The following is an 18,243-nucleotide window of genomic DNA, read 5'->3' as shown; positions in this document are numbered from 1 at the left end:
TCTGCCCGACAGTATGCAGCTTGTGCCAACTGCGACACCGGCAAATCTGCTGGCAGGTTTGCTGTCGCGGGTGCATATTGCCGCGCGAGGGAATTGTCATGCGTGTGCCGGGAGCCAGTATTGGGTGCCGGTTGCATCGGACTTCCGGGATCATTCCGGTTGTCCCCGCGCACAACCTTGTATTTTCACCGAACACAATATCGCAAATTCGCGGCGCGCTCGCTGCGCGCATTCGACGCGCAGGGCTTCGCATTGAAACATGGCGGATGCTGTGGGGGCGCACGATCAAGCTTGCGGCAAGAAGGGTTACGCGCCGGCTTTTCTCGGAGTTGCAGCGCGAGGCTGTCTGTGAGGCCGTGGCGATCGGCGGCGGGTTTGTTTCATTCGCGCTGATGGCGTGCGCCTTGTTACCGGATCACTGATTGGGGTGGAGCCACCGGAGTACGCAACGCTGGAGATTGAACATGACGCAAAGAATTGTCCGAAATACTGCAATTGCACTTTCGACTATCGCTTGTGCGACACTGTTCTCCATCACCTGGTCCGAGCAGGGCGGCGTATCGGCGTCGGTCGAAAGCGCCCAGGCGCGTGTGGGCCGACCGCTGACGCCCATGAGCGCCGCAGGCGTTGCGCGTCGTCACACCCGACGCGCCGCGTACGGGTACGGGGTTGGCGCGGGGATCGCCGCCACGGCAGCGGTCGCGGCCGCAGCAGCTACCGCGCCGGCCTATGGCTGGGGCACAAACAACTGGACCGACGCATATGCCGCCCAGACCGATGCCCAGTTTGGCCAGCCTTACTACCCGGCCCGGGCCTATCACGGAATCAGTCCGTATTACGGCTACAGCGGATGGGCGGACTACAAAGCGGCCAATGGTATCGGCTGCGAGCCCGGCACGATGACGAAAATGGCTGATGGTAACATGTACGTCTGTCAGTGAAGCCGGCGCGACGCCACGGAACGAGGGCGGCTCGGTGAGCCGCCCTTGTTCTTGATGAAGCAGATCGATCTCACGGGGCGACGGGTCACGCCCGGCGTTGATCTACGTCAACATCACCTATCCCTCGCCACCGACGATACCCAGGCACGATACCTGGGACGCATTTGAAGCGGCTCCATCACTTTTCGGTTCGCGTGCGATGAGGGAGGATCACCATGCGTCGGACGACCATTCTTTCGATCAAGTCAGCGACTGCGGGAATTGCGGCCAGCCTGATGTTGGGACTAGCGGGTGTCACGTTCAGTTCAGCACCGGCGAAGGCCGTCGTGTACTGCACCTATGTCGGATATCCGCACGGTTGCGTGGCGCGGGCAGGCGTCGTGCTCCGGCCGCGTCCGGTGGCGCGCGCTGCGGTCCGGCATAACGTGGGCGGCAACATGAATGGCGGCGTCAATCGCGTCGGCGTGCGGCGGTAAGGCAGTTTTGGGGGTTACGACCGCGAGCGCACACGGCAAGCCACGTCGTTCCCCTTCGGCCAGCGAAAACGAAAACGCCGCCCTTCACAGCCGGCGCTTTTGCTTGAGCGGCAATCTATCCGCCGTCATTGCGAGCGAAGCGAAGCAATCCATCGATCCGCGAATGCGGCGGCATGGATTGCTTCGTCGCTTCGCTCCTCGCAATGACTGCGACCTTCCCCTTCTCCCCTTGTGGGAGAAGGTGGCGCGAAGCGCCGGATGAGGGGTTGTCGCCGCATAGTCAAATGGCAAGAGGGTCACCTGCCGAGAGAGACCCCTCACCCGGATTGCATCTGGCGATGCAATCCGGCCTCTCCCACAAGGGGAGAGGCGAACCTCCGATGCGGCACTAGCCGGGGTGGAACAAATGTCTCGCCGTTACGCCCTCGGGGCGCAGCGCACGTAGACCATGTTGCCGTAGCGGGTGGCGGCGTCCTTGTCGACGAAGCGGGTGATCAGGACCCGCCCGTCGAACGAGATGATCTCGCGGTCCTGCTCGCCGGGCACAGGGCCAGGCGGGCCGATATAGTTCTTGCCGCTCGGGGAACCCTTCAGCCGCAGTTCCTGCGGGGTGGCCTGGTCGGCCAGATGCATGATGACGCCGCCGTTCTGGCCGGCGCCGATCACATAAGGCTGCTTGCACTGGCCGCGCGCGGCGGCCTCGGTACGGGCGCGGTCGGCGGGATTCTGGAACGAGGCGAGACCCCAGCGGCCGACGATCTCGTCGGGGCGGATGCTCGCGGGCATCTCCGGGGCCACCCCCGGCTCGGAGGGCGCCGGCTCGTTCGACGACAGCGACGGCAGGCTCATGCTGCCGCACGCCCCCAAGAGTGTCGTCAGCGCCGAAACAGCCGCGAACCGTGCGACCAATCGCGCGTTGAGTGACATGATCATGTGTATCCCCCGACTATGTCCCGGCCGCACCCGTCATGCAGCCAAGCGTAAAACTTAAGACGGAGCAATGACGTCTGACAAAATTACGTCATCGCTACGATTTGGTTTCTGGTCCACCATCCTATATTGGCCTCACCAAGGCCTTAACCCGTTTGCTTGACAGAAACTGCGCCAAGCCATATTCCCCGGCGCACAATTAGCACTCTCGCACCACGATTGCTAAATGCGCCGGGCGTCCTGCCTGGCGCCGACCGGACCGGCATTCAACGCCGGTCTCGATGAACCGGACCTGAAACCGAGCCTCCAAGAGGGAACGTCATGGCTAAATCCACCTTCCGCCCCCTGCACGACCGCGTCGTGGTCAAGCGTATCGATGCCGAGGAGAAGTCCAAGGGCGGCATCATCATTCCGGACTCGGCCAAGGAGAAGCCGTCCCAGGGCGAGATCGTCGCCGTCGGCCCGGGTGGCCGCGACGAAGCCGGCAAGCTGATCCCGATCGACCTCAAGGTCGGCGACCGCGTGCTGTTCGGCAAGTGGTCGGGCACCGAGGTCAAGCTCGACAACCAGGAGCTCCTGATCATGAAGGAGTCCGACATCATGGGCGTGCTGGCGTAAGCGCCACTAACCCGAGAGCCGCTGATCGCCGGCACAATCACCTCTTCCCTTCTCCCATCGAAGTCGGATTTATCCGACTTCGACAAGTCAGGGATACCCAAGTCGGGTAAACCCGACTTGGGTTGGGAGAAGGTGGCGCGCAAAGCGCGCCGGATGAGGGGTCTCTATCCGCGGAGACAGACCCCTCACCCGTCCGCGATGCTTCGCATCGCGTCCACCCTCTCCCACAAGGGGAGAGGGGAAGCAGACCCGGCGATCAAACGGCAAACAATTCACAGACACATTCCAGGAGTTCAAAACAATGGCTGCCAAGGACGTAAAATTCGCCGGAGACGCCCGCGACCGCATGCTGCGCGGCGTCGACGTGCTCGCCAACGCCGTCAAGGTGACGCTCGGCCCGAAGGGCCGCAACGTCGTCATCGAGAAGTCATTCGGCGCGCCCCGCATCACCAAGGACGGCGTCACCGTCGCCAAGGAGATCGAGCTCGACGACAAGTTCGAGAACATGGGCGCGCAGATGCTGCGCGAGGTCGCTTCCAAGACCAACGACACCGCCGGTGACGGCACCACCACCGCGACCGTGCTGGCGCAGGCCATCGTCCGCGAAGGCGCCAAGTCGGTTGCCGCCGGCATGAACCCGATGGACCTGAAGCGCGGCATCGACATTGCCGTCGCCGCGGTGATCAAGGACATCGAGAAGCGCGCCAAGCCGGTTGCCGCCTCCTCCGAGGTCGCCCAGGTCGGCACCATTTCGGCCAATGGCGACACCGCGATCGGCAAGATGATCGCGCAGGCGATGCAGAAGGTCGGCAACGAGGGCGTCATCACCGTCGAGGAGAACAAGTCGCTCGAGACCGAGGTCGACATCGTCGAGGGCATGAAGTTCGACCGCGGCTACCTCAGCCCGTACTTCATCACCAACGCCGAGAAGATGACCGCCGAGCTCGAGGATGCCTACATCCTGCTGCACGAGAAGAAGCTTTCCGGCCTGCAGGCGATGCTGCCGGTGCTGGAAGCCGTGGTGCAGTCGGGCCGTCCACTGCTGATCCTCGCCGAGGACGTCGAGGGCGAGGCGCTGGCGACGCTGGTGGTGAACCGCCTGCGCGGCGGCCTCAAGGTCGCCGCCGTCAAGGCGCCGGGCTTCGGCGATCGCCGCAAGGCGATGCTGGAGGACATCGCGATCCTGACCGGCGGTCAGCTGATCTCCGACGACCTCGGCATGAAGCTCGAGAACGTCACGGTCAACATGCTCGGCCGCGCCGGCAAGATCGTGATCGACAAGGAGAACACCACGATCGTCAAGGGCGCCGGCAAGAAGAAGGACATCGACGCCCGCGTTGGCCAGATCAAGGCGCAGATCGAGGAGACCACCTCGGACTACGACCGTGAGAAGCTGCAGGAGCGTCTTGCCAAGCTCGCCGGCGGCGTTGCCGTGATCAAGGTCGGCGGTGCGACCGAGGTCGAGGTCAAGGAGAAGAAGGATCGTGTCGAGGACGCGCTGAACGCGACCCGCGCCGCGGTGCAGGAAGGCATCGTGCCCGGCGGCGGCGTGGCGCTGCTGCGCGCCAAGAAGGCGGTCGGCCGTCTCACCAACCCCAATGCCGACGTCCAGGCCGGCATCAACATCGTGCTCAAGGCGCTGGAAGCTCCGATTCGCCAGATCTCGGAGAACGCCGGTGTCGAAGGCTCGATCGTGGTCGGCAAGATCCTCGAGAACAAGTCGGAGACCTTCGGCTTCGACGCCCAGACCGAGGACTATGTCGACATGGTCGACAAGGGCATCATCGACCCCGCCAAGGTGGTGCGTACCGCACTTCAGGACGCCTCCTCCGTGGCCGGCCTGCTGGTGACCACCGAGGCCATGGTCGCCGAAGTGCCGAAGGACGCGGCGCCGGCGATGCCGGGCGGCGGCATGGGTGGAATGGGCGGCATGGGCGGTTTCTAAGCCGCACTCGCGCAGTATCGAGATCGAAGGCCGCCTCCGGGCGGCCTTCTTTTTTGCAGTTTGATTACGATCGAGACGTAAGGATCATCCGATGTCCCGCGACGCCAAATCCCTGACGTCAACGCTCGCGTTGTTCTACGCGATCGGCGCGGTGCTCGCGCTGCGCGCCTATGCCCAAGACAGCATCGATGATCTCGCGGTCGTCCTGACGTTCTGGTTCAAGCAGACGTTGACGTTTGCCGTCCTCGGCGGGGGCTATTGGCTCTACTACGTCATTGCCGGCTCTGCCGGTCATCGTCCGAAAGCGCCGCTGCGCTTCCTGGACATCGCCTTCCTGGCTGCCGCTGCCACGCTCGGCATCGGCATGCTGGTGCACAGTTGAGTTACGCGACGCACACGTCCGGCACCGCAACCTTCTGAAACAAATGCGGCGACGCCACCACCGAAGCTGGATAGGCCGAGAGCTTCGCCCTGAACTCGGGGTTCATGAACGCCGCGCGGAAGGCGGCGGTGGATTCCCAGACCGCGTAATTCAGATAGGCCGGGCTCTCGCCGAGTGCGCGGTGCAGCTGGGTCGAGATGAAGCCGGGCTGCCGCTTCATGATGGCGGCGTCGTCCTGCCAGGCTTTCAGGAAGGTGTCCTCGTCGGCCTTGTCGAGGGTGAAGAGGTTGACCAGTACGACGTTCCTGGCATCGACCGCGAGCTGGCGGTCGATCGGGAATGCGGGGTCGAGGGGGCGCATCTGCGGCATGGCTGGCTCCGTTGATATGGTGCTATGATGTCATTCCGACCAGATCGATACATATCAATATTGACATTATGATGTCAATACACACCTATGGTGACAAATGCCGCAAACCAAGCGAACGCCGGCCGGTGAAGCCCTGAGCAACCTGATTCCCGACCTGTTCAGGCTCAACAGCCTGCTGTTCACGTCAGGCGACCGGCTGGTGGCCGGGCTCGGGCTGACCAGCGCGCGCTGGCAGATCCTCGGCGCCATCGTCGCCGCTGAGCGCCCGCAACCGGTGGCGTGGCTGGCGCGCGACCTCGGCGCCGCCAGACAGAACGTGCAGCGAATCGTCAACGACCTCGAACGGGACGGGCTCGTCGCCTTCGAGACCAACCCACATCACCGCCGCGCCCAGCTCGTCGTGCTGACCGACAAGGGCCAGCAAAGCTTCGACGCGGCGATGCGGCTGCAACTGCCCTGGGTGAACGGCCTCGCCGACGGACTGTCGATGAAGGACATCGAAACCGTGAGCCGCGTCGTCAGTACATTGCGCGGCAGGCTGGAGAACGGCGAAGAACCTTAAGGCGCGATGAGATCAGACAGAGCCGTCATCGCGCCTTAGCTTGTTGTCCAAGCATGATCTTTTCGGAAAATCGCTTCGCCGGGCCATGACAGTGCCAAAGGTCAGATCGTTCGAAATTGATAACCGCCGTCAGGCGGCCTTCTTTTTTGGCCAATGACACGGAGGTTTGCTAGTTACGACGGAACCGATTCTGCCCTTCGAGGACTTATCGTATGCGCGCGCTCCCGCTCCTGCTGCTCGGTCTTGCCTTCGCCTCGGCCCCTGCCCTCGCCCAGATGAAGCTGCAATCGAAGGCAGCCCCGTCGAACGGCCCCGAGACGCGCTATTTCACCGCGATCGACGGCCTGATGGACGGCAATGCCGATGTCGTCCTGAAGGAAACCCGCCAGGGCAAGACCGTGACTGCGGCCGTGCTCGACGTCTGCTATCCCGCCGACAAGGGCTCCGACCGCAAGGACCGCTTCGTCGCCAACCTTGCCGTCAGCGGCCAGACGCTGTCCGGCACCACCCAGAGCGTCGCCGACAAGCAGCCGGTCTCCATCAAGCTGAACCGCAAGCAGACCGGCGACAGCTTTGAGTTCCGCGGCCAGATCACGATCGGCCAGACCGTGACCGAGGTCGCCTCGACGGACAATTCCGATCTCAGCGAGAAGGAATTCCAGGACAATCAAGCCACCGAGGACGGCATCACGCCGCAGCCGAAGGATTTTACCGACGTCTCGCCGGAATCGATCGGCGTGCGGGTGAAGCTCGATGCGGCGGCCGATTTCCTCAAGAGCCTGAAGGGCGAAGCCGTCGAGATCGCCACCTCCAGCCTCGCGGTGACCTGCGATGCGCTGCGCTCCGGCGAGCAGACCATCAACCTCACCGTCGATCCCGAGCACGCCAGCGCGCTGCTCGCCAAGGTGAAATCCGCGCCCGGCGTGACCGCAGCCGGCTGGACCAGCGGCGTGGTCGAGATGGACCGCACCATCCGTATTGCCGCCGCCGACTGGCGCGACGGCGACAAGATCAACAAGGACAGACTGGCGACCGCGATCGCCGGCGTGCTGGCGAAGACGCTTGCGGCCAAGCCCGCCTCGGCGACGTGGAACGCGAACACCGGCAAGCTCAAGCTGGTGCTGAAGCGGCCCAGCGCGATCTATCCTGCGCTCGGCCTCACCCAGAATTATGAAATCACCGCCCTCGTCTCGCCCGACAAGCCCGGCAGCTCGGACAAGCTCATGCTCTGGGTCTCGAGCCCCACCGTCTCGACATCGGATGACAGCTCCGGCGCCAAGCTGAACCTGTCCGACGATTCCAGCAGCGACGAGGAAGCCAGCGAGACCAAGGACGACAACGGCGCGATCGACGCGCTGACCAAGGAGTTCAAGGGCCAGCGCTGGGACGCCGACAAGTCGGTGTGGCACTGAGGTCGGCGGTTCAGCAATATCTCGGCCACAAGCCCCGATCATGATGTTCGTGATTGGCTATCTCAGCCCTTCATCAAGCACGAAGGGCTGGCCCGTCGACCTGATCCATCAGACCGAGTGGGCATTCATCATCGTTGCGGTGGCCTGCCTCATCTTTGCGATCGCCGCTCGTCGTCGCGCGCCGGAGTTCGTGTGCAACCTGATTGCGATCTTCGGAGGTGCCGGCGCGGGCCTAGGCCTAGTCATGCCGTTTGAGCTCGCGCCTTTCTTCTTCGGTTTGAGCCAGGAGGCCATGATAGAGACCTTCGTGTTGATCCTGGCCTATCCGATCGCAATCTTCGCGTTCTTCCTCCTGTTTCGCGGCATCGCCGTTGCAAAGCCGCCGAAGTCGCCACGGCTCTAGCGGCACGACATTGTTGCCTGCCGCCGAAGGAGCCGCGTCCGGACCTGACTGGAGCATTCCGAACGAGGCTCGATCGCATCGAAGTTGCGCATGATGCTCTCCCGTGTGATCGCGAACAGGTTTTCGCGCGCGTTGCGCAAACCACCCGCTTCCCGATTGCGCGATGATGTTCGCGAAGCGGCGCTAAGCGCCATATCGACAAAGCGGAATCTTGCCTGAAAAGCAGCTGCACGCCCGATCTGAAATCGGGTGGTGCGACACGCGTCTCACATTGCCTAATGCGCGCATCGACACAGCGCCGGTCGCGATGCCGGCAACGCGCAAATGGAGACGATGAGATGTCAGAGCAAAACAAGGATGTGGTCGGCCGATGGTTCACGGGCTTCTGGGGAAATCCGTGGAATCCAAGCATCATCGAAGAGCTCGCGACGCCAGACATTGTCGTGCACTACCCGATGCACGAACCGAAGAAGGGTCGCGCCGCCGTCACGCAATTCATCACCGAGTTTCGCGAAGCGTTTCCGGATCTGAATTTCTGGGGCGTCGGCGATCTCGTCGCGGAAGGCGACCTCGTCGTCGGCCGCTGGGAAGGCGGCGGAACGCACACCGGACCTGCGTTCAGCGACTTCCGCCTCGGCTCGCTGCCCGCGGCTTCCGGCCGCAAGATGACGTTCGCCGGCACCACCGTGCTGCGCGTGCGGGACGGACGGATCGCCGAGGAGCTTGGACAGGAAGATGCGCTAACCGCCATGCTGCAGCTCGGCCTCATCCGCTTGCCTGAACAGAGTGGTTACGCCGGATGAACCGGCGTTTCACCGACCATCGTATCGCAGTTGCCCGAACGCACCTTCCATGCGTTCGGGCAGCGCAAGCGGTCGGCTCAGTGAAATTGAACCGCTCTAACCCGCAGGCTCGCTGGACGCATTCCAATGTTGCCACACCGGCATTGCATCTCCGGGTGCAGTGCCGGTTCAGTCCTTCCAATTACTCTGCGTCAAGCCGGAAAGATCAGGCACGTCGTCGTACCATGCGCGAGCAACCGTCCCTTCGCGTCGGTGACCCTGCCCTCCGCGGTGCCGACGCGGCGGCCGCAATTGAGCACATGGCCCTCGGCCCGGATCGGGCCGGTGTCCGGCGTGATCGGCCGCACCAGCGAGATCTTGAATTCGAGCGTGGTCTGGCTGATGCCGGCGTCGAGCGTCGACTGCACCGCAAGCCCCATGCAGCTGTCGAGCAGCGTCGCGGTGAGACCGCCATGCACGGTGCCCGCCGGATTGAGATGCGCATCCGTCGGCACCAGCGTGACGACGACGCGGCCGTGCTCCGCCTCGGTGACGTCATAGCCGAGCGTCCGCGCGATCGTGTTGAGCGGCAAGGCGCCGGAGGCGAGCCCCTGGACGAATGCGAGTCCGCTCATCTTGAGTTTTTGTTCCGCACTCACCGTGCCGTAGCTCTTGGCCATTGCTGATCTCCATCGGGTTCATTGCATCGTGACGACTGGCCGCCGCCTCCGCCGCAGCGAGATCGGCGAGCGACCGTAGAGTGTTGCGAATGCAGCGGTCATGCGCCTTGCGCTGGAGAAGCCGGCGCGCTGCGCCACCACGGACAGCGGAGCATCGCTGCCGTCGATCAGGCGCTTGGCGCGCTGCACGCGCAGCGAGAGTGCGACCTGGAGCGGCGAGGCCTCGAGATGCTCGGCGAACAGACGCGTCAGATGCCGCGCGCCGACGCCGAGCCGTTCGGCCAGTGCGGTAACATTGCCGCGGTCGAGTGCGCCGTCCTCGATCAGCGCAAGCGCGCGCTCGACGGTCGTCCTGGTGCCTTTCCATGCCGGGCAGAACGGCGCCGCCTCGGGACGGCAGCGCAGGCAAGGGCGGAAGCCGGCGCGTTCGGCCGACGCCGCACTGCCATAGAACCGCACATTGCGCGCGAGCGGCGTGCGCGCCCGGCAGACCGGGCGACAATACACACCCGTGGTCCTGACCGCGACGAACACGATCCCGTCCCAGGCCGGATCGCGTCGCTGAAAGGCTGCATACTGTGCGGCGAAGTCGAGCATGCGAACGCTATAGCCGCGCGCGCCGGCCACGACGACCCGATTTGCGGAGACGACGTCCGGAAACGACCGCTGGGTGCGGGGCCAAGTGCGCGAATGCTCGCTAGCGTCAGAGGCGCTTGGTCATGAACAGGCTGAGCGGATCGGGCGCGTAGTCACCGAACGGCGGGCACTCCCGGTAGCCGGCGGCGCGGTAGAGTCCGATCGCTTCCGGCTGCCGGATTCCGGCCTCCAGGCTGACGCGCGCGATCTGCCGGCTGCGCGCCGCCTGTTCCAGCGCCTCAAGCAGACGGCGGCCGAGCCCGTGTCCACGCGCCTCGGCCCGCACGAACATCCGCTTCATCTCGGCATGTTCGGGGCCGATGACGCGGAAGGCGATCGAGCCGAGCGCCTCACTGTTGCTGCGCGCGACGAGAAACACCGTGCCGGGCGCGGCCAGCGCCGCTGCGTCGGCGAGGTGGTTGCTATCGGCCGGGTACAGCGCCTCCAGATAGGCATCCGACAGCGCGATCAGCCGCTGCACCTCCGGCCGCCGCGGGTCTTCGGGGGCGATGCTGATTTCAGGCTTGCGTATCTCGGACACGATTCGGGGCCGGGCCGGAGAAAGCGTTGCCGCAACTGTCGGCCGACGCTCTTTGCCCGTCAATCTACGGGGTTGCGACCAAAAGACTTCGTGCTGCCGCAGTTCGGTCACCGAAAATTAAGGCTCGATTTAGTTTCGAGGATCATCCTTTGCGTCACCGAACACAGGTCACGCCATGCAAGACCGCGAGCCGATCAGTCCTGGAAGCATCTGGCCAACAGATGTGACGGAGGGTCATTCGCCGGCGCAGACGGCGGACCTCTGGGACGTCTCAGGCGAAAACCACGATGCCGCCCTGCTGCTGCGGGAGCCATTCGCCGACCGCATCGGCACCGCGCTGCTGGCCGCCACGGCATTGGCCGCAAGCTTCGTGTTGGGATGGACCGGCGGCGCCAACTGGCACGACTTGATAGCTCCCGCCCCGCTACCGGTGGCGCAGAAGGAAGCGCCGGTCCCGCGCGTTGCCGAGATGCGGCCGAGCCCAAGAAAGGAAAGCCGCAGCGAGAGCCCTCGGCGGACGGCGTCCAACGCCGATCCCGCCGTCACCGGCAGCATTCCCAAATCTGTTGCCAATCCACGCCCGCAGGTGCTCGGAGCCGCGCCGACGACGCTGAATGCGCAAGCGATGGCGCTGGGGCCGACGCAGCCCGTGGCAACCGCCCCCGAAACGCGGCCGAGCACCATCCCCGGATGGTCGGTGGTCGAAGTCCGGGACGGCACCGCCGTGCTCGAAGGGCCGGAGGGCGTCAAGATGGCCGCGCGTGGCGACGTCGTGCCTGGCCTTGGACGTGTCGATTCCATCGTGCGCTGGGGCAACCGCTGGATCGTTGCCACCGCAAGCGGATTGGTCGCGACGCCCTGAGCGGCTTCGAACCGCGCGGCTTTTTGTTTGACGCGTTTTCTTAACGCGAACCGGCATCCACTTCGCTCGAAAACGCTCTTAGTTGCTGTTGATCACGTAGCGCAGCGACTTGCTTCCGACGAACGTGACCTGATCACCCTGCCGTCGCCAGCTCGTCATCTCGCCGAGCGCTGCGAGCAGGTCCTTGTCGGCCTGCGCCCGCTCCGGCGTGCAGCTGCGGTTCTCCATCGCGCCGGGAACGAACACGATGGTGTTGCCGGCAACCGAAAACTGGCCCTTGCCGCCGTCGCACCAGAGCTCGAGGATCACCTCGCCATTGTCGCCGACCTCGATCGAGGGAATCCGCTTGGAGCCCGGCATGCGCGCGGCATCGAGCGTCATCACGAAACCGAACGGAAATTCCTCCTGCGCCTGCGCCGGAACCGCGACGAGAGCCGCAGCAGCCAGCACCAATGCGGCCGCGCCGCCGTTCAGAAACCGCTTCATCGAGATCATGCCATTCCCAGCCATTGCGACGCAGCCCTTCTATGGGACAGGGCCGCGATTGGCCAGCTTGTCCGCGCGAGGAAAAGCGCTTGAAAAGCAAAATCCCCGCGGGCTCTCCACCCGCGGGGATCCTGGTTTGGCCGTCGCCTCGCCTGGTTATTTCAAGACCATCGCCGTGAACGGATAGACATAGGCCTGCAAGGTCACGAACAGACCGACCAGACACGCCAGCACGATCGAGTGCAGGAACACGTAGCGCAGGATCGATCCTTCATGGCCGTACCAGTTGGTCGCGGTGGAGGCGACCACGATCGATTGCGCGTCGATCATCTTGCCCATCACGCCACCCGAGGAGTTCGCCGCCGCCATCAGGATCGGCGGCAGGCCGAGTTGTTCGGAGGTGATCTTCTGCAGATTGCCGAACAGGATGTTGGACGAGGTGTCCGATCCGGTCAGCGCCACGCCGAGCCAGCCGAGCAGCGTGCCGAAGAACGGGTAGAGCACGCCGGTCGCCGCGAAGGCGAGGCCGAGGGTGGCATCGACGCCGGACAGCCGGGTCAGCGTGCCGATCGCCAGCATCGCCGAGATCGTGATCAGCGAGATCGCGCAGAGGCGGATGGTGCGGCCATATTCGGCGATCAGCTTGAGCGGCGAGAAGCCCATCAAGAGACCCGAGATGATTGCGGCGATCAGCAATCCGGTGCCGGTGAACGACAGGTAGGTGAAGCCGAACACCGCGCCTTCGGCCGTGGGCTTCGGCACCACCGGCGGCACCTTGAAGATCAGCTTGTCGAGCTCGGGGACCGGATAATTCCAGACGAAGTTGGCGTTCGCCCAGGCCTTGAAGGCGCCATTGCCCCAGATCAGCATCAGGATGCAGACGATGATCCACGGCAGCAGTGCGCTCCACAATTCGCCTTGCGTCAGCGGCGTCTTGTCGAGCGGCTTGGCGGCCGCCATCGTCGCCGCCGATTCATCACGGCCGCGCAGCGCGGGCGACAGCCAGAGCTGCCGCGGCTGCCAGACCTTGAGGAACAGGATCAGCGCGCCCATCGAGATCAGCGAGGCACCGATGTCGACGATCCAGGGATTGATGTAGTTCGAGATCACGAATTGCGGGACCGCGAACGACACGCCGGTGACCAGGATCGCCGGCCACACTTCCTTCATGCCGCGCCAGCCCGCGAACGCCCATATCACCCAGAACGGCACGATCAGCGAGAACAGCGGCAGCTGCCGTCCGACCATCGCGCCGAGCAGGTAGGGATCGAGCCCGGTCACCGAGGCTAGGCCCTGGATCGGCGTGCCCAGCGCACCGAAGGCGACCGGTGCGGTGTTGGCGATCAGCGACAGGCCGGAGGCCGCGAGCGGCGAGAAGCCGAGCCCGATCAGCACCGCGCCGGTGATCGCGACCGGCGTGCCGAAGCCCGAGGCACCCTCGAAGAAGGCGCCGAACGAGAACGCGATCAGCAGCAGTTGCAAGCGGCGGTCCTCGGTGACGCCGCCGACCGCGCGCTTCAACAGCTCGAACTTCCCGCACCTCACCGTGACCTGATAGAGGAAGATGACGTTGAGCACGATCCAGCCGATCGGAAAGAACCCGGTCACGATGCCGAGGATCGATGCGCGGATCGACATGCTGGCCGGCATCGTGAAGACGAAGATCGTGATCAGGTTGGTCACGATCACGGCGACGATAGCCGCGATATGCGCCTTCACCTTGCCGCTGGCGATCAGCACCAGCAGCGTGACCACGGGAATGGCGGCCGCGATCGTCGACAGCCCTGCATTATCTAGCGGATTGTAGATTTGATTCCAGGTGTTCATCTCGGGTCCTCCCCATGTTCTTATGCAGCGCGCGGGCCTCGGTGCTGGCAGGCGCGACTGGTGCGATTGCGGGAGTCCGTCGGAATAGTTGAAGCCCCGGCTCGCGAATGAACGATCGGTAAGGATCGCTCACATCCTCGCGAAAAATCGAAGGTCCCCCGTCCCTCGCCGTTGTCGTCATGCTAGGGTTGACTCGATCGCCGGGACAAGCCAACGCTTGCATGCCAGACCTACGACTTTAGTCGCGGATCGCCCTGATTGTCCCGATTCTTCAGGCCTTTGCGGCCGCTTCCCCGGAGACGATAATCTGTGAACAACATTCGCTCGACGCTCGCGACGGTGTGGCGCATCGCATCGCCCTATTTCAGCTCCGAGGACAAATGGGCAGGCCGCGGATTGCTCGCGGCGGTGATCGCGATCGAACTCGCGATCGTGGGCATCAACGTCCTGCTCACACAGTGGAACAACCGCTTCTACAACGCATTGCAGGAACGGAATTGGGATTCCTTCGTCAGCGAGATCATTTATTTCTGCGTGCTGGTCGCCTTCTTCATCCTGCTTGCGGTCTACCAGCTCTACCTCAATCAATGGCTGCAGATCCGCTGGCGAAAATGGATGACCTCGCACTATCTCGGCGACTGGCTGCGTCAGGCCAATCACTACCGGATGCAGCTCCAGGGCGATGCTGCCGACAACCCCGACCAGCGCATGACCGACGACGTCAAGCTGTTCGTCGATCGCACGCTCAATCTCGGCCTTGGCCTGCTGAACTCGGTCGTCACGCTGGCGTCCTTTCTCACACTGCTGTGGGGCCTTTCCAATGAAGCGCCGCTGCATCTGTTCGGCGCCGAATACTCAATTCCCGGCTACCTGGTCTGGGGCGCGTTGATCTATTCGCTGCTCGGCACCGTGCTGACCCATCTGATCGGCTGGCCGCTGGTCGGCATCGATTTCAAGCAGCAGCAATATGAAGCGGATTTCCGCTTCAACCTGGTGCGCGTGCGGGAAAACTCCGAGCAGATCGCACTGCTGCAGGGCGAGCAGGCCGAGCGCGAGCGCCTGCTCGTTCGCTTCGGACAGGTGGTCGAGAACTGGATCGCCCTGATGAACAGGACCAAGAAGATCACGGCGTTCACGGCGAGCTACAATCAGGCCTCGGTGATCTTCCCCTATGTGCTGGTGGCGCCGGCCTACTTTGCGCAGAAGATCCAGCTCGGCGGCATGATGCAGACCGCATCGGCATTTTCGAACGTTCAGGGCGCGTTTTCGTACTTCGTCAGCGTCTATCGTCAATTAGCCGAATGGCAGGCCGTGGTGAACCGGCTCGATGGATTCGAGACCGGAATCGCCACAGCATCGAACCTTGCCAGGCGCGACGACGGAATTCATGTCACCGCAACGCCGAGCGACGGCGCCGTCAGTTTGCAGAATCTGGTAGTGCGGCTGCCCGACGGAACGCCACTGGTGAACGCGGACCGGCTCGGCTTCCGTACGGGCGAGCGCACCCTCATGACGGGCCCCTCCGGCGCCGGCAAATCGACGCTGTTCCGTGCGATCGCCGGCATCTGGCCGTTCGGTAACGGCGCGATTGATGTCCCGGCCGGCGCGACCTTGATGATGCTGCCGCAGCGTCCCTATCTGCCGATCGGGTCGCTGCGTGACGCCGTCGTCTATCCGGGCGAGGCCTCGCAATTCGACGCGGGACGGGTCCGCGAGGTCCTCACCGCCGTCGGACTGCCGCAGCTCGCGCCGCGGCTCGAGGAGCAGGCGCACTGGAACCGGATGCTGTCGCTCGGCGAGCAGCAGCGGCTCGGCATCGCGCGGGCGCTGTTGCATGCGCCGCAGTTCCTGTTCCTGGACGAGGCGACGGCCTCGCTCGACGAGCCGGCGGAAGCCGCGCTCTACAAGCTGATCGCCGAGAAGCTGCCCGACACCACGGTGGTTTCGATCGGCCATCGCGCGACGCTCGAGGCCTTCCATCAGCGCAACGTCACGCTGGTCCGCGACGGCGATCGCTTTACCGTGCGCGACTCGGTCAAGGCTACCGCGTCGTAACCGCTGCTACAGGGTCGGCCGCGGCCACGGCCTGCGGCTGACCCAGCGATGCCAGCCATAGGCGAAAGCGGCCAGCAGCAGCACACCGGCAAGCACCGGTGCGAGCAGGAATGACCACGGCAGATTGCCGGAGACGATCAGGAGCGGACTGATGCCCGCCGGCGGGTGGAACGTATCGGTCAGGACCATCGCGAGGATCGCAACTCCAACCGCCGCGGCAGCCGCCCAGGCATGCGGCCCGGTCAGGCGCAGCACCGCAAAGCCGGCCAGCGCCGACACCAGATGTCCGCCGATCAAGGCGCGCGGCTGAGCCGGCGCGGCCTCCGGGGATCCCATCACCAGCACGATCGAGGTTGCGAACGGGATCACCGCCAGCGGATAGCCGGCCGCGACGGAGCACCACTCCATGGTGCCGACGGCGATGGCGGCGCAGATGCCTGCCACCGTGCCCTCGACGAGTTCGCGCCGGCTGCTACACCCGATCAACGCCATCCAATCCGGTGTCATGAAGCATGCCCGCAAAAGCAAAAGGGCGGCAGATTGCTCTGCCGCCCCGCGATCCCCCCGGAAGGGGAAATTACTTCAGGTTGGACATCGCCGTCAGGTCAACCGAGAGCTTGGCGATACCAGCCGCGCCGCACCAGTTGGAGCCCGTGCCGCCCGGATTGATCGGGGTGACGTTGGTGGTTCCGCCCGCGGTGTAATCGCTGGTGAAGGCGCTGCAATTTCCCTTCGACATGTCGGTGTCGGAGTAGCGCAGATCGAGCGTAAACACCTTGTAGGTGAAGCCGATGCCGATGTTCCAGGTGTTGTAGTCGGCATACTTGATGCCGTTCGGGAACGCCGGGACGCCGTAGAAGCTGTCAGACGTGCCGAGCCACTGCCGGCCGAACTCGCCCGACACATACATGCCGACGCCGCTGGAGCCGAACACGGCGCTCGGCGCGGTGTACTTGCCGATGATCGAGGAGTAGTTGCCCCAGGCGCCGGTGTTGAGGAAGTTCGGCGAGTAGTACTCGTTGATCGTGAAGGCCCAGTTGTCGTTGATGGTCCAGGTCGCCTTGCCGTAGACTTCGAAGAACGAGACGTCCTTCTTCATGACGTTGCCGTTCGGCAGGAAGTTGGTGGCGCACTCCGCGCCGAGCGGCTTGCCTGCGGTGTCGGTGGGGGCGCCGAAGTAGCAGGTTCCGCCCGGATACAGGTAACCCCAGACACCGATGTCGAAGGCGAAAGCGCCGAAGGTCGGACGGATACCGCCGTAGATGTCGACTTCCGCCGCGGCGCGGTTGGCGAAGGAGATGCTCTCGGTCGAGGTGCCGATGTAGAGCTGCAGGTCCTTGTTGACGTTGTAGCGCGGCTCGAAATAGGCGGTGACCGACGCATTGTGGTTCGACTGGGTGACGCCGCGGAAGATGTAGTCGTTCATGACGGCGGCGCCGAAGGCGATGTCCCAGGGATCGAAGGGAGCCGGCGGCGGCGCCTTGACGGCCTTCACCGCCATGTCAGCTGCCATTGCCGAGCTCGAAATCATTGCTAGCGCCGTTGCTAACAAAGCCAGTTTCTTCATGACGATCCCCATCTACTCTGTTCAGACAGCCCAGCTGCGTGGCCCCCAGGGCACGCGATAACGGACTGCAACCAAATCGCGTGTGCTCAATCTGAAACGCCCCTCCTTTTTGGAGAAGGCGAAAAGACATGCATCTGCCGACTTTTTAGGCGTTCCAGCAGTCTCGCCACACGTTGGTTGACGGGTGTTGCATTTGCACCACAAAACCAAGGCTCCCGCTCCGGTTGCGCGACGCACAAATCGGAATCGAGCAACGGTTTGACGCGCAGCAGGAAGCATCGGCGCGAATCGGCTTTACCCGCAAAACTACGGACTGCCGCCGATACGGAAAAAGCCGCAGCGGCGTCCGCTGCGGCTTCGATCAGGTGAACCGGTACAGGTTCGCTTAGTGGTGCTCGCCCTCGGAGGTCCCCCAGCTCGGCGCCGGTTCGTGGCTCGGCGTGGCCCAGCTCGTAGCCGGCTGCGGCGCGGGCTCGGGCGCCGGGGGTGCTGCGACCGGGGCAGCCGGCTTCGGCGCGGCGGCCTTCTTCGGAGCGCTCTTCTTGGCAGCTTTCTTCGCAGCTTTCTTGGCAGCCTTTTTGGGCGCGGCCTTCTTCGGAGCAGCTTTCTTTGCAGCTTTCTTGGCAGCCTTCTTGGCTGACTTCTTCGCCGATTTCTTTGCAGACTTCTTGGCTGATTTCTTCGCGGCCTTCTTGGCCGACTTCTTCGCGGACTTCTTCTTCGCCGCTACCGCCTTCTTGGCCTTTTTGGCCTTCTTGCTTTTCTTCG

The 18,243-nt window shown here is 64.0% G+C and carries 22 protein-coding genes; 12 read left to right on the top strand and 10 right to left on the bottom strand.

The window, feature by feature from the left end:
* Nucleotides 1-98 precede the first annotated feature (98 nt).
* From FNJ47_RS17535 to FNJ47_RS17525, 3 genes are all read left to right on the top strand, one after another.
* Complete coding sequence (locus FNJ47_RS17535) at nucleotides 99-422, top strand: hypothetical protein (RefSeq protein WP_163155203.1); 324 nt, start codon at nucleotides 99-101, stop codon at nucleotides 420-422.
* A gap of 42 nt (nucleotides 423-464) precedes the next feature.
* On the top strand, nucleotides 465-941 hold the full coding sequence (locus tag FNJ47_RS51325) for a hypothetical protein (protein WP_235999945.1): 477 nt from the start codon (nucleotides 465-467) through the stop codon (nucleotides 939-941).
* Nucleotides 942-1,156: 215 nt separating this feature from the next.
* Nucleotides 1,157-1,417 carry a hypothetical protein gene (locus tag FNJ47_RS17525; protein WP_163155202.1) on the top strand — a complete coding sequence of 87 codons (261 nt, stop codon included), beginning with the start codon at nucleotides 1,157-1,159 and terminating at the stop codon, nucleotides 1,415-1,417.
* A 417-nt stretch (nucleotides 1,418-1,834) separates the two neighbouring features.
* Here the strand turns inward: FNJ47_RS17525 and FNJ47_RS17520 are convergent, their stop codons facing one another.
* A complete protein-coding gene (locus FNJ47_RS17520) occupies nucleotides 1,835-2,350 on the bottom strand; it encodes a hypothetical protein (protein ID WP_163155200.1) in 516 nt (171 codons plus the stop codon).
* Between the two features lie 318 nt (nucleotides 2,351-2,668).
* Between FNJ47_RS17520 and FNJ47_RS17515 the strand changes: the two genes are divergently transcribed.
* From FNJ47_RS17515 to FNJ47_RS17505, 3 genes are all read left to right on the top strand, one after another.
* Nucleotides 2,669-2,965, top strand: a complete 297-nt coding sequence (locus FNJ47_RS17515) for a co-chaperone GroES (protein WP_018269780.1) — start codon at nucleotides 2,669-2,671, stop codon at nucleotides 2,963-2,965.
* Between the two features lie 301 nt (nucleotides 2,966-3,266).
* Nucleotides 3,267-4,910 carry a chaperonin GroEL gene (groL, locus tag FNJ47_RS17510; RefSeq protein WP_163155198.1) on the top strand — a complete coding sequence of 548 codons (1,644 nt, stop codon included), beginning with the start codon at nucleotides 3,267-3,269 and terminating at the stop codon, nucleotides 4,908-4,910.
* A gap of 91 nt (nucleotides 4,911-5,001) precedes the next feature.
* The gene (locus FNJ47_RS17505) at nucleotides 5,002-5,292 is read left to right on the top strand and encodes a hypothetical protein (RefSeq protein WP_163155196.1); all 291 of its coding nucleotides are present in this window, start codon (nucleotides 5,002-5,004) and stop codon (nucleotides 5,290-5,292) included.
* A gap of 1 nt (nucleotide 5,293) precedes the next feature.
* Here the strand turns inward: FNJ47_RS17505 and FNJ47_RS17500 are convergent, their stop codons facing one another.
* Entirely contained in the window at nucleotides 5,294-5,662 is a 369-nt protein-coding gene (locus FNJ47_RS17500; protein ID WP_163155194.1) for an antibiotic biosynthesis monooxygenase family protein, read from the bottom strand.
* A 97-nt stretch (nucleotides 5,663-5,759) separates the two neighbouring features.
* On the opposite strand from FNJ47_RS17500, the gene FNJ47_RS17495 reads away from it, so the two are divergent.
* The 4 genes from FNJ47_RS17495 to FNJ47_RS17480 all read left to right on the top strand — a co-directional run bounded on the left by FNJ47_RS17495 (nucleotide 5,760) and on the right by FNJ47_RS17480 (nucleotide 8,842).
* Nucleotides 5,760-6,224 (top strand): MarR family winged helix-turn-helix transcriptional regulator, encoded by a 465-nt coding sequence (locus tag FNJ47_RS17495; RefSeq protein ID WP_163155192.1) that lies wholly within the window; start codon nucleotides 5,760-5,762, stop codon nucleotides 6,222-6,224.
* 212 nt (nucleotides 6,225-6,436) lie between these two features.
* Nucleotides 6,437-7,636 (top strand): hypothetical protein, encoded by a 1,200-nt coding sequence (locus FNJ47_RS17490; protein ID WP_163155190.1) that lies wholly within the window; start codon nucleotides 6,437-6,439, stop codon nucleotides 7,634-7,636.
* A gap of 40 nt (nucleotides 7,637-7,676) precedes the next feature.
* Nucleotides 7,677-8,039, top strand: coding sequence for a hypothetical protein (locus FNJ47_RS17485; RefSeq protein ID WP_163155188.1), 363 nt, complete (start codon nucleotides 7,677-7,679; stop codon nucleotides 8,037-8,039).
* Between the two features lie 338 nt (nucleotides 8,040-8,377).
* Nucleotides 8,378-8,842, top strand: a complete 465-nt coding sequence (locus FNJ47_RS17480; protein WP_163155186.1) for an ester cyclase — start codon at nucleotides 8,378-8,380, stop codon at nucleotides 8,840-8,842.
* Between the two features lie 191 nt (nucleotides 8,843-9,033).
* Here FNJ47_RS17480 and FNJ47_RS17475 read toward each other — a convergent pair whose 3' ends face one another.
* From FNJ47_RS17475 to FNJ47_RS17465, 3 genes are all read right to left on the bottom strand, one after another.
* Nucleotides 9,034-9,501: a PaaI family thioesterase gene (locus FNJ47_RS17475; protein ID WP_163155185.1), complete on the bottom strand. Its 468-nt coding sequence runs from the start codon at nucleotides 9,499-9,501 to the stop codon at nucleotides 9,034-9,036.
* Nucleotides 9,502-9,519: 18 nt separating this feature from the next.
* Nucleotides 9,520-10,098, bottom strand: a complete 579-nt coding sequence (locus FNJ47_RS17470; RefSeq protein ID WP_163155247.1) for a bifunctional transcriptional activator/DNA repair enzyme AdaA — start codon at nucleotides 10,096-10,098, stop codon at nucleotides 9,520-9,522.
* 106 nt (nucleotides 10,099-10,204) lie between these two features.
* Nucleotides 10,205-10,669 carry a GNAT family N-acetyltransferase gene (locus FNJ47_RS17465; protein ID WP_163155245.1) on the bottom strand — a complete coding sequence of 155 codons (465 nt, stop codon included), beginning with the start codon at nucleotides 10,667-10,669 and terminating at the stop codon, nucleotides 10,205-10,207.
* A 232-nt stretch (nucleotides 10,670-10,901) separates the two neighbouring features.
* Between FNJ47_RS17465 and FNJ47_RS17460 the strand changes: the two genes are divergently transcribed.
* A complete protein-coding gene (locus tag FNJ47_RS17460) occupies nucleotides 10,902-11,540 on the top strand; it encodes a hypothetical protein (RefSeq protein ID WP_163155183.1) in 639 nt (212 codons plus the stop codon).
* A 78-nt stretch (nucleotides 11,541-11,618) separates the two neighbouring features.
* Here the strand turns inward: FNJ47_RS17460 and FNJ47_RS17455 are convergent, their stop codons facing one another.
* Both FNJ47_RS17455 and FNJ47_RS17450 read right to left on the bottom strand, forming a co-directional pair.
* Nucleotides 11,619-12,035 carry an META domain-containing protein gene (locus tag FNJ47_RS17455; protein ID WP_163155243.1) on the bottom strand — a complete coding sequence of 139 codons (417 nt, stop codon included), beginning with the start codon at nucleotides 12,033-12,035 and terminating at the stop codon, nucleotides 11,619-11,621.
* A gap of 147 nt (nucleotides 12,036-12,182) precedes the next feature.
* Entirely contained in the window at nucleotides 12,183-13,853 is a 1,671-nt protein-coding gene (locus FNJ47_RS17450; RefSeq protein ID WP_163155181.1) for an L-lactate permease, read from the bottom strand.
* Nucleotides 13,854-14,162: 309 nt separating this feature from the next.
* On the opposite strand from FNJ47_RS17450, the gene FNJ47_RS17445 reads away from it, so the two are divergent.
* Complete coding sequence (locus FNJ47_RS17445) at nucleotides 14,163-15,908, top strand: SbmA/BacA-like family transporter (RefSeq protein WP_163155179.1); 1,746 nt, start codon at nucleotides 14,163-14,165, stop codon at nucleotides 15,906-15,908.
* A 6-nt stretch (nucleotides 15,909-15,914) separates the two neighbouring features.
* On the opposite strand, the gene FNJ47_RS17440 is transcribed toward FNJ47_RS17445, so the two are convergent.
* The 3 genes from FNJ47_RS17440 to FNJ47_RS51320 all read right to left on the bottom strand — a co-directional run.
* Nucleotides 15,915-16,415, bottom strand: a complete 501-nt coding sequence (locus FNJ47_RS17440; protein WP_163155177.1) for an HPP family protein — start codon at nucleotides 16,413-16,415, stop codon at nucleotides 15,915-15,917.
* A gap of 70 nt (nucleotides 16,416-16,485) precedes the next feature.
* Nucleotides 16,486-17,475 carry a TorF family putative porin gene (locus tag FNJ47_RS17435; RefSeq protein WP_163155175.1) on the bottom strand — a complete coding sequence of 330 codons (990 nt, stop codon included), beginning with the start codon at nucleotides 17,473-17,475 and terminating at the stop codon, nucleotides 16,486-16,488.
* 385 nt (nucleotides 17,476-17,860) lie between these two features.
* On the bottom strand, nucleotides 17,861-18,243 hold a 383-nt coding region (locus FNJ47_RS51320; protein ID WP_235999944.1), incomplete at its 5' end, for a histone.

The organism is Bradyrhizobium uaiense (genome assembly GCF_010811875.1).
Lineage (GTDB): Bacteria > Pseudomonadota > Alphaproteobacteria > Rhizobiales > Xanthobacteraceae > Bradyrhizobium > Bradyrhizobium uaiense.
The sequence above is the reverse complement of the archived record's forward strand: the minus strand, read 5'-3'. Positions and strand labels throughout refer to the sequence as shown.

Bases quoted from the DNA above. Each gene is read 5' to 3' on its own strand.
- FNJ47_RS17535 (WP_163155203.1), top strand. From the start codon at position 99: ATGCGTGTGCCGGGAGCCAGTATTGGGTGCCGGTTGCATCGGACTTCC.
- FNJ47_RS51325 (WP_235999945.1), top strand. From the start codon at position 465: ATGACGCAAAGAATTGTCCGAAATACTGCAATTGCACTTTCGACTATC.
- FNJ47_RS17525 (WP_163155202.1), top strand. From the start codon at position 1,157: ATGCGTCGGACGACCATTCTTTCGATCAAGTCAGCGACTGCGGGAATT.
- FNJ47_RS17520 (WP_163155200.1), bottom strand. From the start codon at position 2,350: ATGATCATGTCACTCAACGCGCGATTGGTCGCACGGTTCGCGGCTGTT.
- FNJ47_RS17515 (WP_018269780.1), top strand. From the start codon at position 2,669: ATGGCTAAATCCACCTTCCGCCCCCTGCACGACCGCGTCGTGGTCAAG.
- groL (WP_163155198.1), top strand. From the start codon at position 3,267: ATGGCTGCCAAGGACGTAAAATTCGCCGGAGACGCCCGCGACCGCATG.
- FNJ47_RS17505 (WP_163155196.1), top strand. From the start codon at position 5,002: ATGTCCCGCGACGCCAAATCCCTGACGTCAACGCTCGCGTTGTTCTAC.
- FNJ47_RS17500 (WP_163155194.1), bottom strand. From the start codon at position 5,662: ATGCCGCAGATGCGCCCCCTCGACCCCGCATTCCCGATCGACCGCCAG.
- FNJ47_RS17495 (WP_163155192.1), top strand. From the start codon at position 5,760: ATGCCGCAAACCAAGCGAACGCCGGCCGGTGAAGCCCTGAGCAACCTG.
- FNJ47_RS17490 (WP_163155190.1), top strand. From the start codon at position 6,437: ATGCGCGCGCTCCCGCTCCTGCTGCTCGGTCTTGCCTTCGCCTCGGCC.
- FNJ47_RS17485 (WP_163155188.1), top strand. From the start codon at position 7,677: ATGATGTTCGTGATTGGCTATCTCAGCCCTTCATCAAGCACGAAGGGC.
- FNJ47_RS17480 (WP_163155186.1), top strand. From the start codon at position 8,378: ATGTCAGAGCAAAACAAGGATGTGGTCGGCCGATGGTTCACGGGCTTC.
- FNJ47_RS17475 (WP_163155185.1), bottom strand. From the start codon at position 9,501: ATGGCCAAGAGCTACGGCACGGTGAGTGCGGAACAAAAACTCAAGATG.
- FNJ47_RS17470 (WP_163155247.1), bottom strand. From the start codon at position 10,098: ATGCTCGACTTCGCCGCACAGTATGCAGCCTTTCAGCGACGCGATCCG.
- FNJ47_RS17455 (WP_163155243.1), bottom strand. From the start codon at position 12,035: ATGATCTCGATGAAGCGGTTTCTGAACGGCGGCGCGGCCGCATTGGTG.
- FNJ47_RS17450 (WP_163155181.1), bottom strand. From the start codon at position 13,853: ATGAACACCTGGAATCAAATCTACAATCCGCTAGATAATGCAGGGCTG.
- FNJ47_RS17440 (WP_163155177.1), bottom strand. From the start codon at position 16,415: ATGACACCGGATTGGATGGCGTTGATCGGGTGTAGCAGCCGGCGCGAA.
- FNJ47_RS17435 (WP_163155175.1), bottom strand. From the start codon at position 17,475: ATGAAGAAACTGGCTTTGTTAGCAACGGCGCTAGCAATGATTTCGAGC.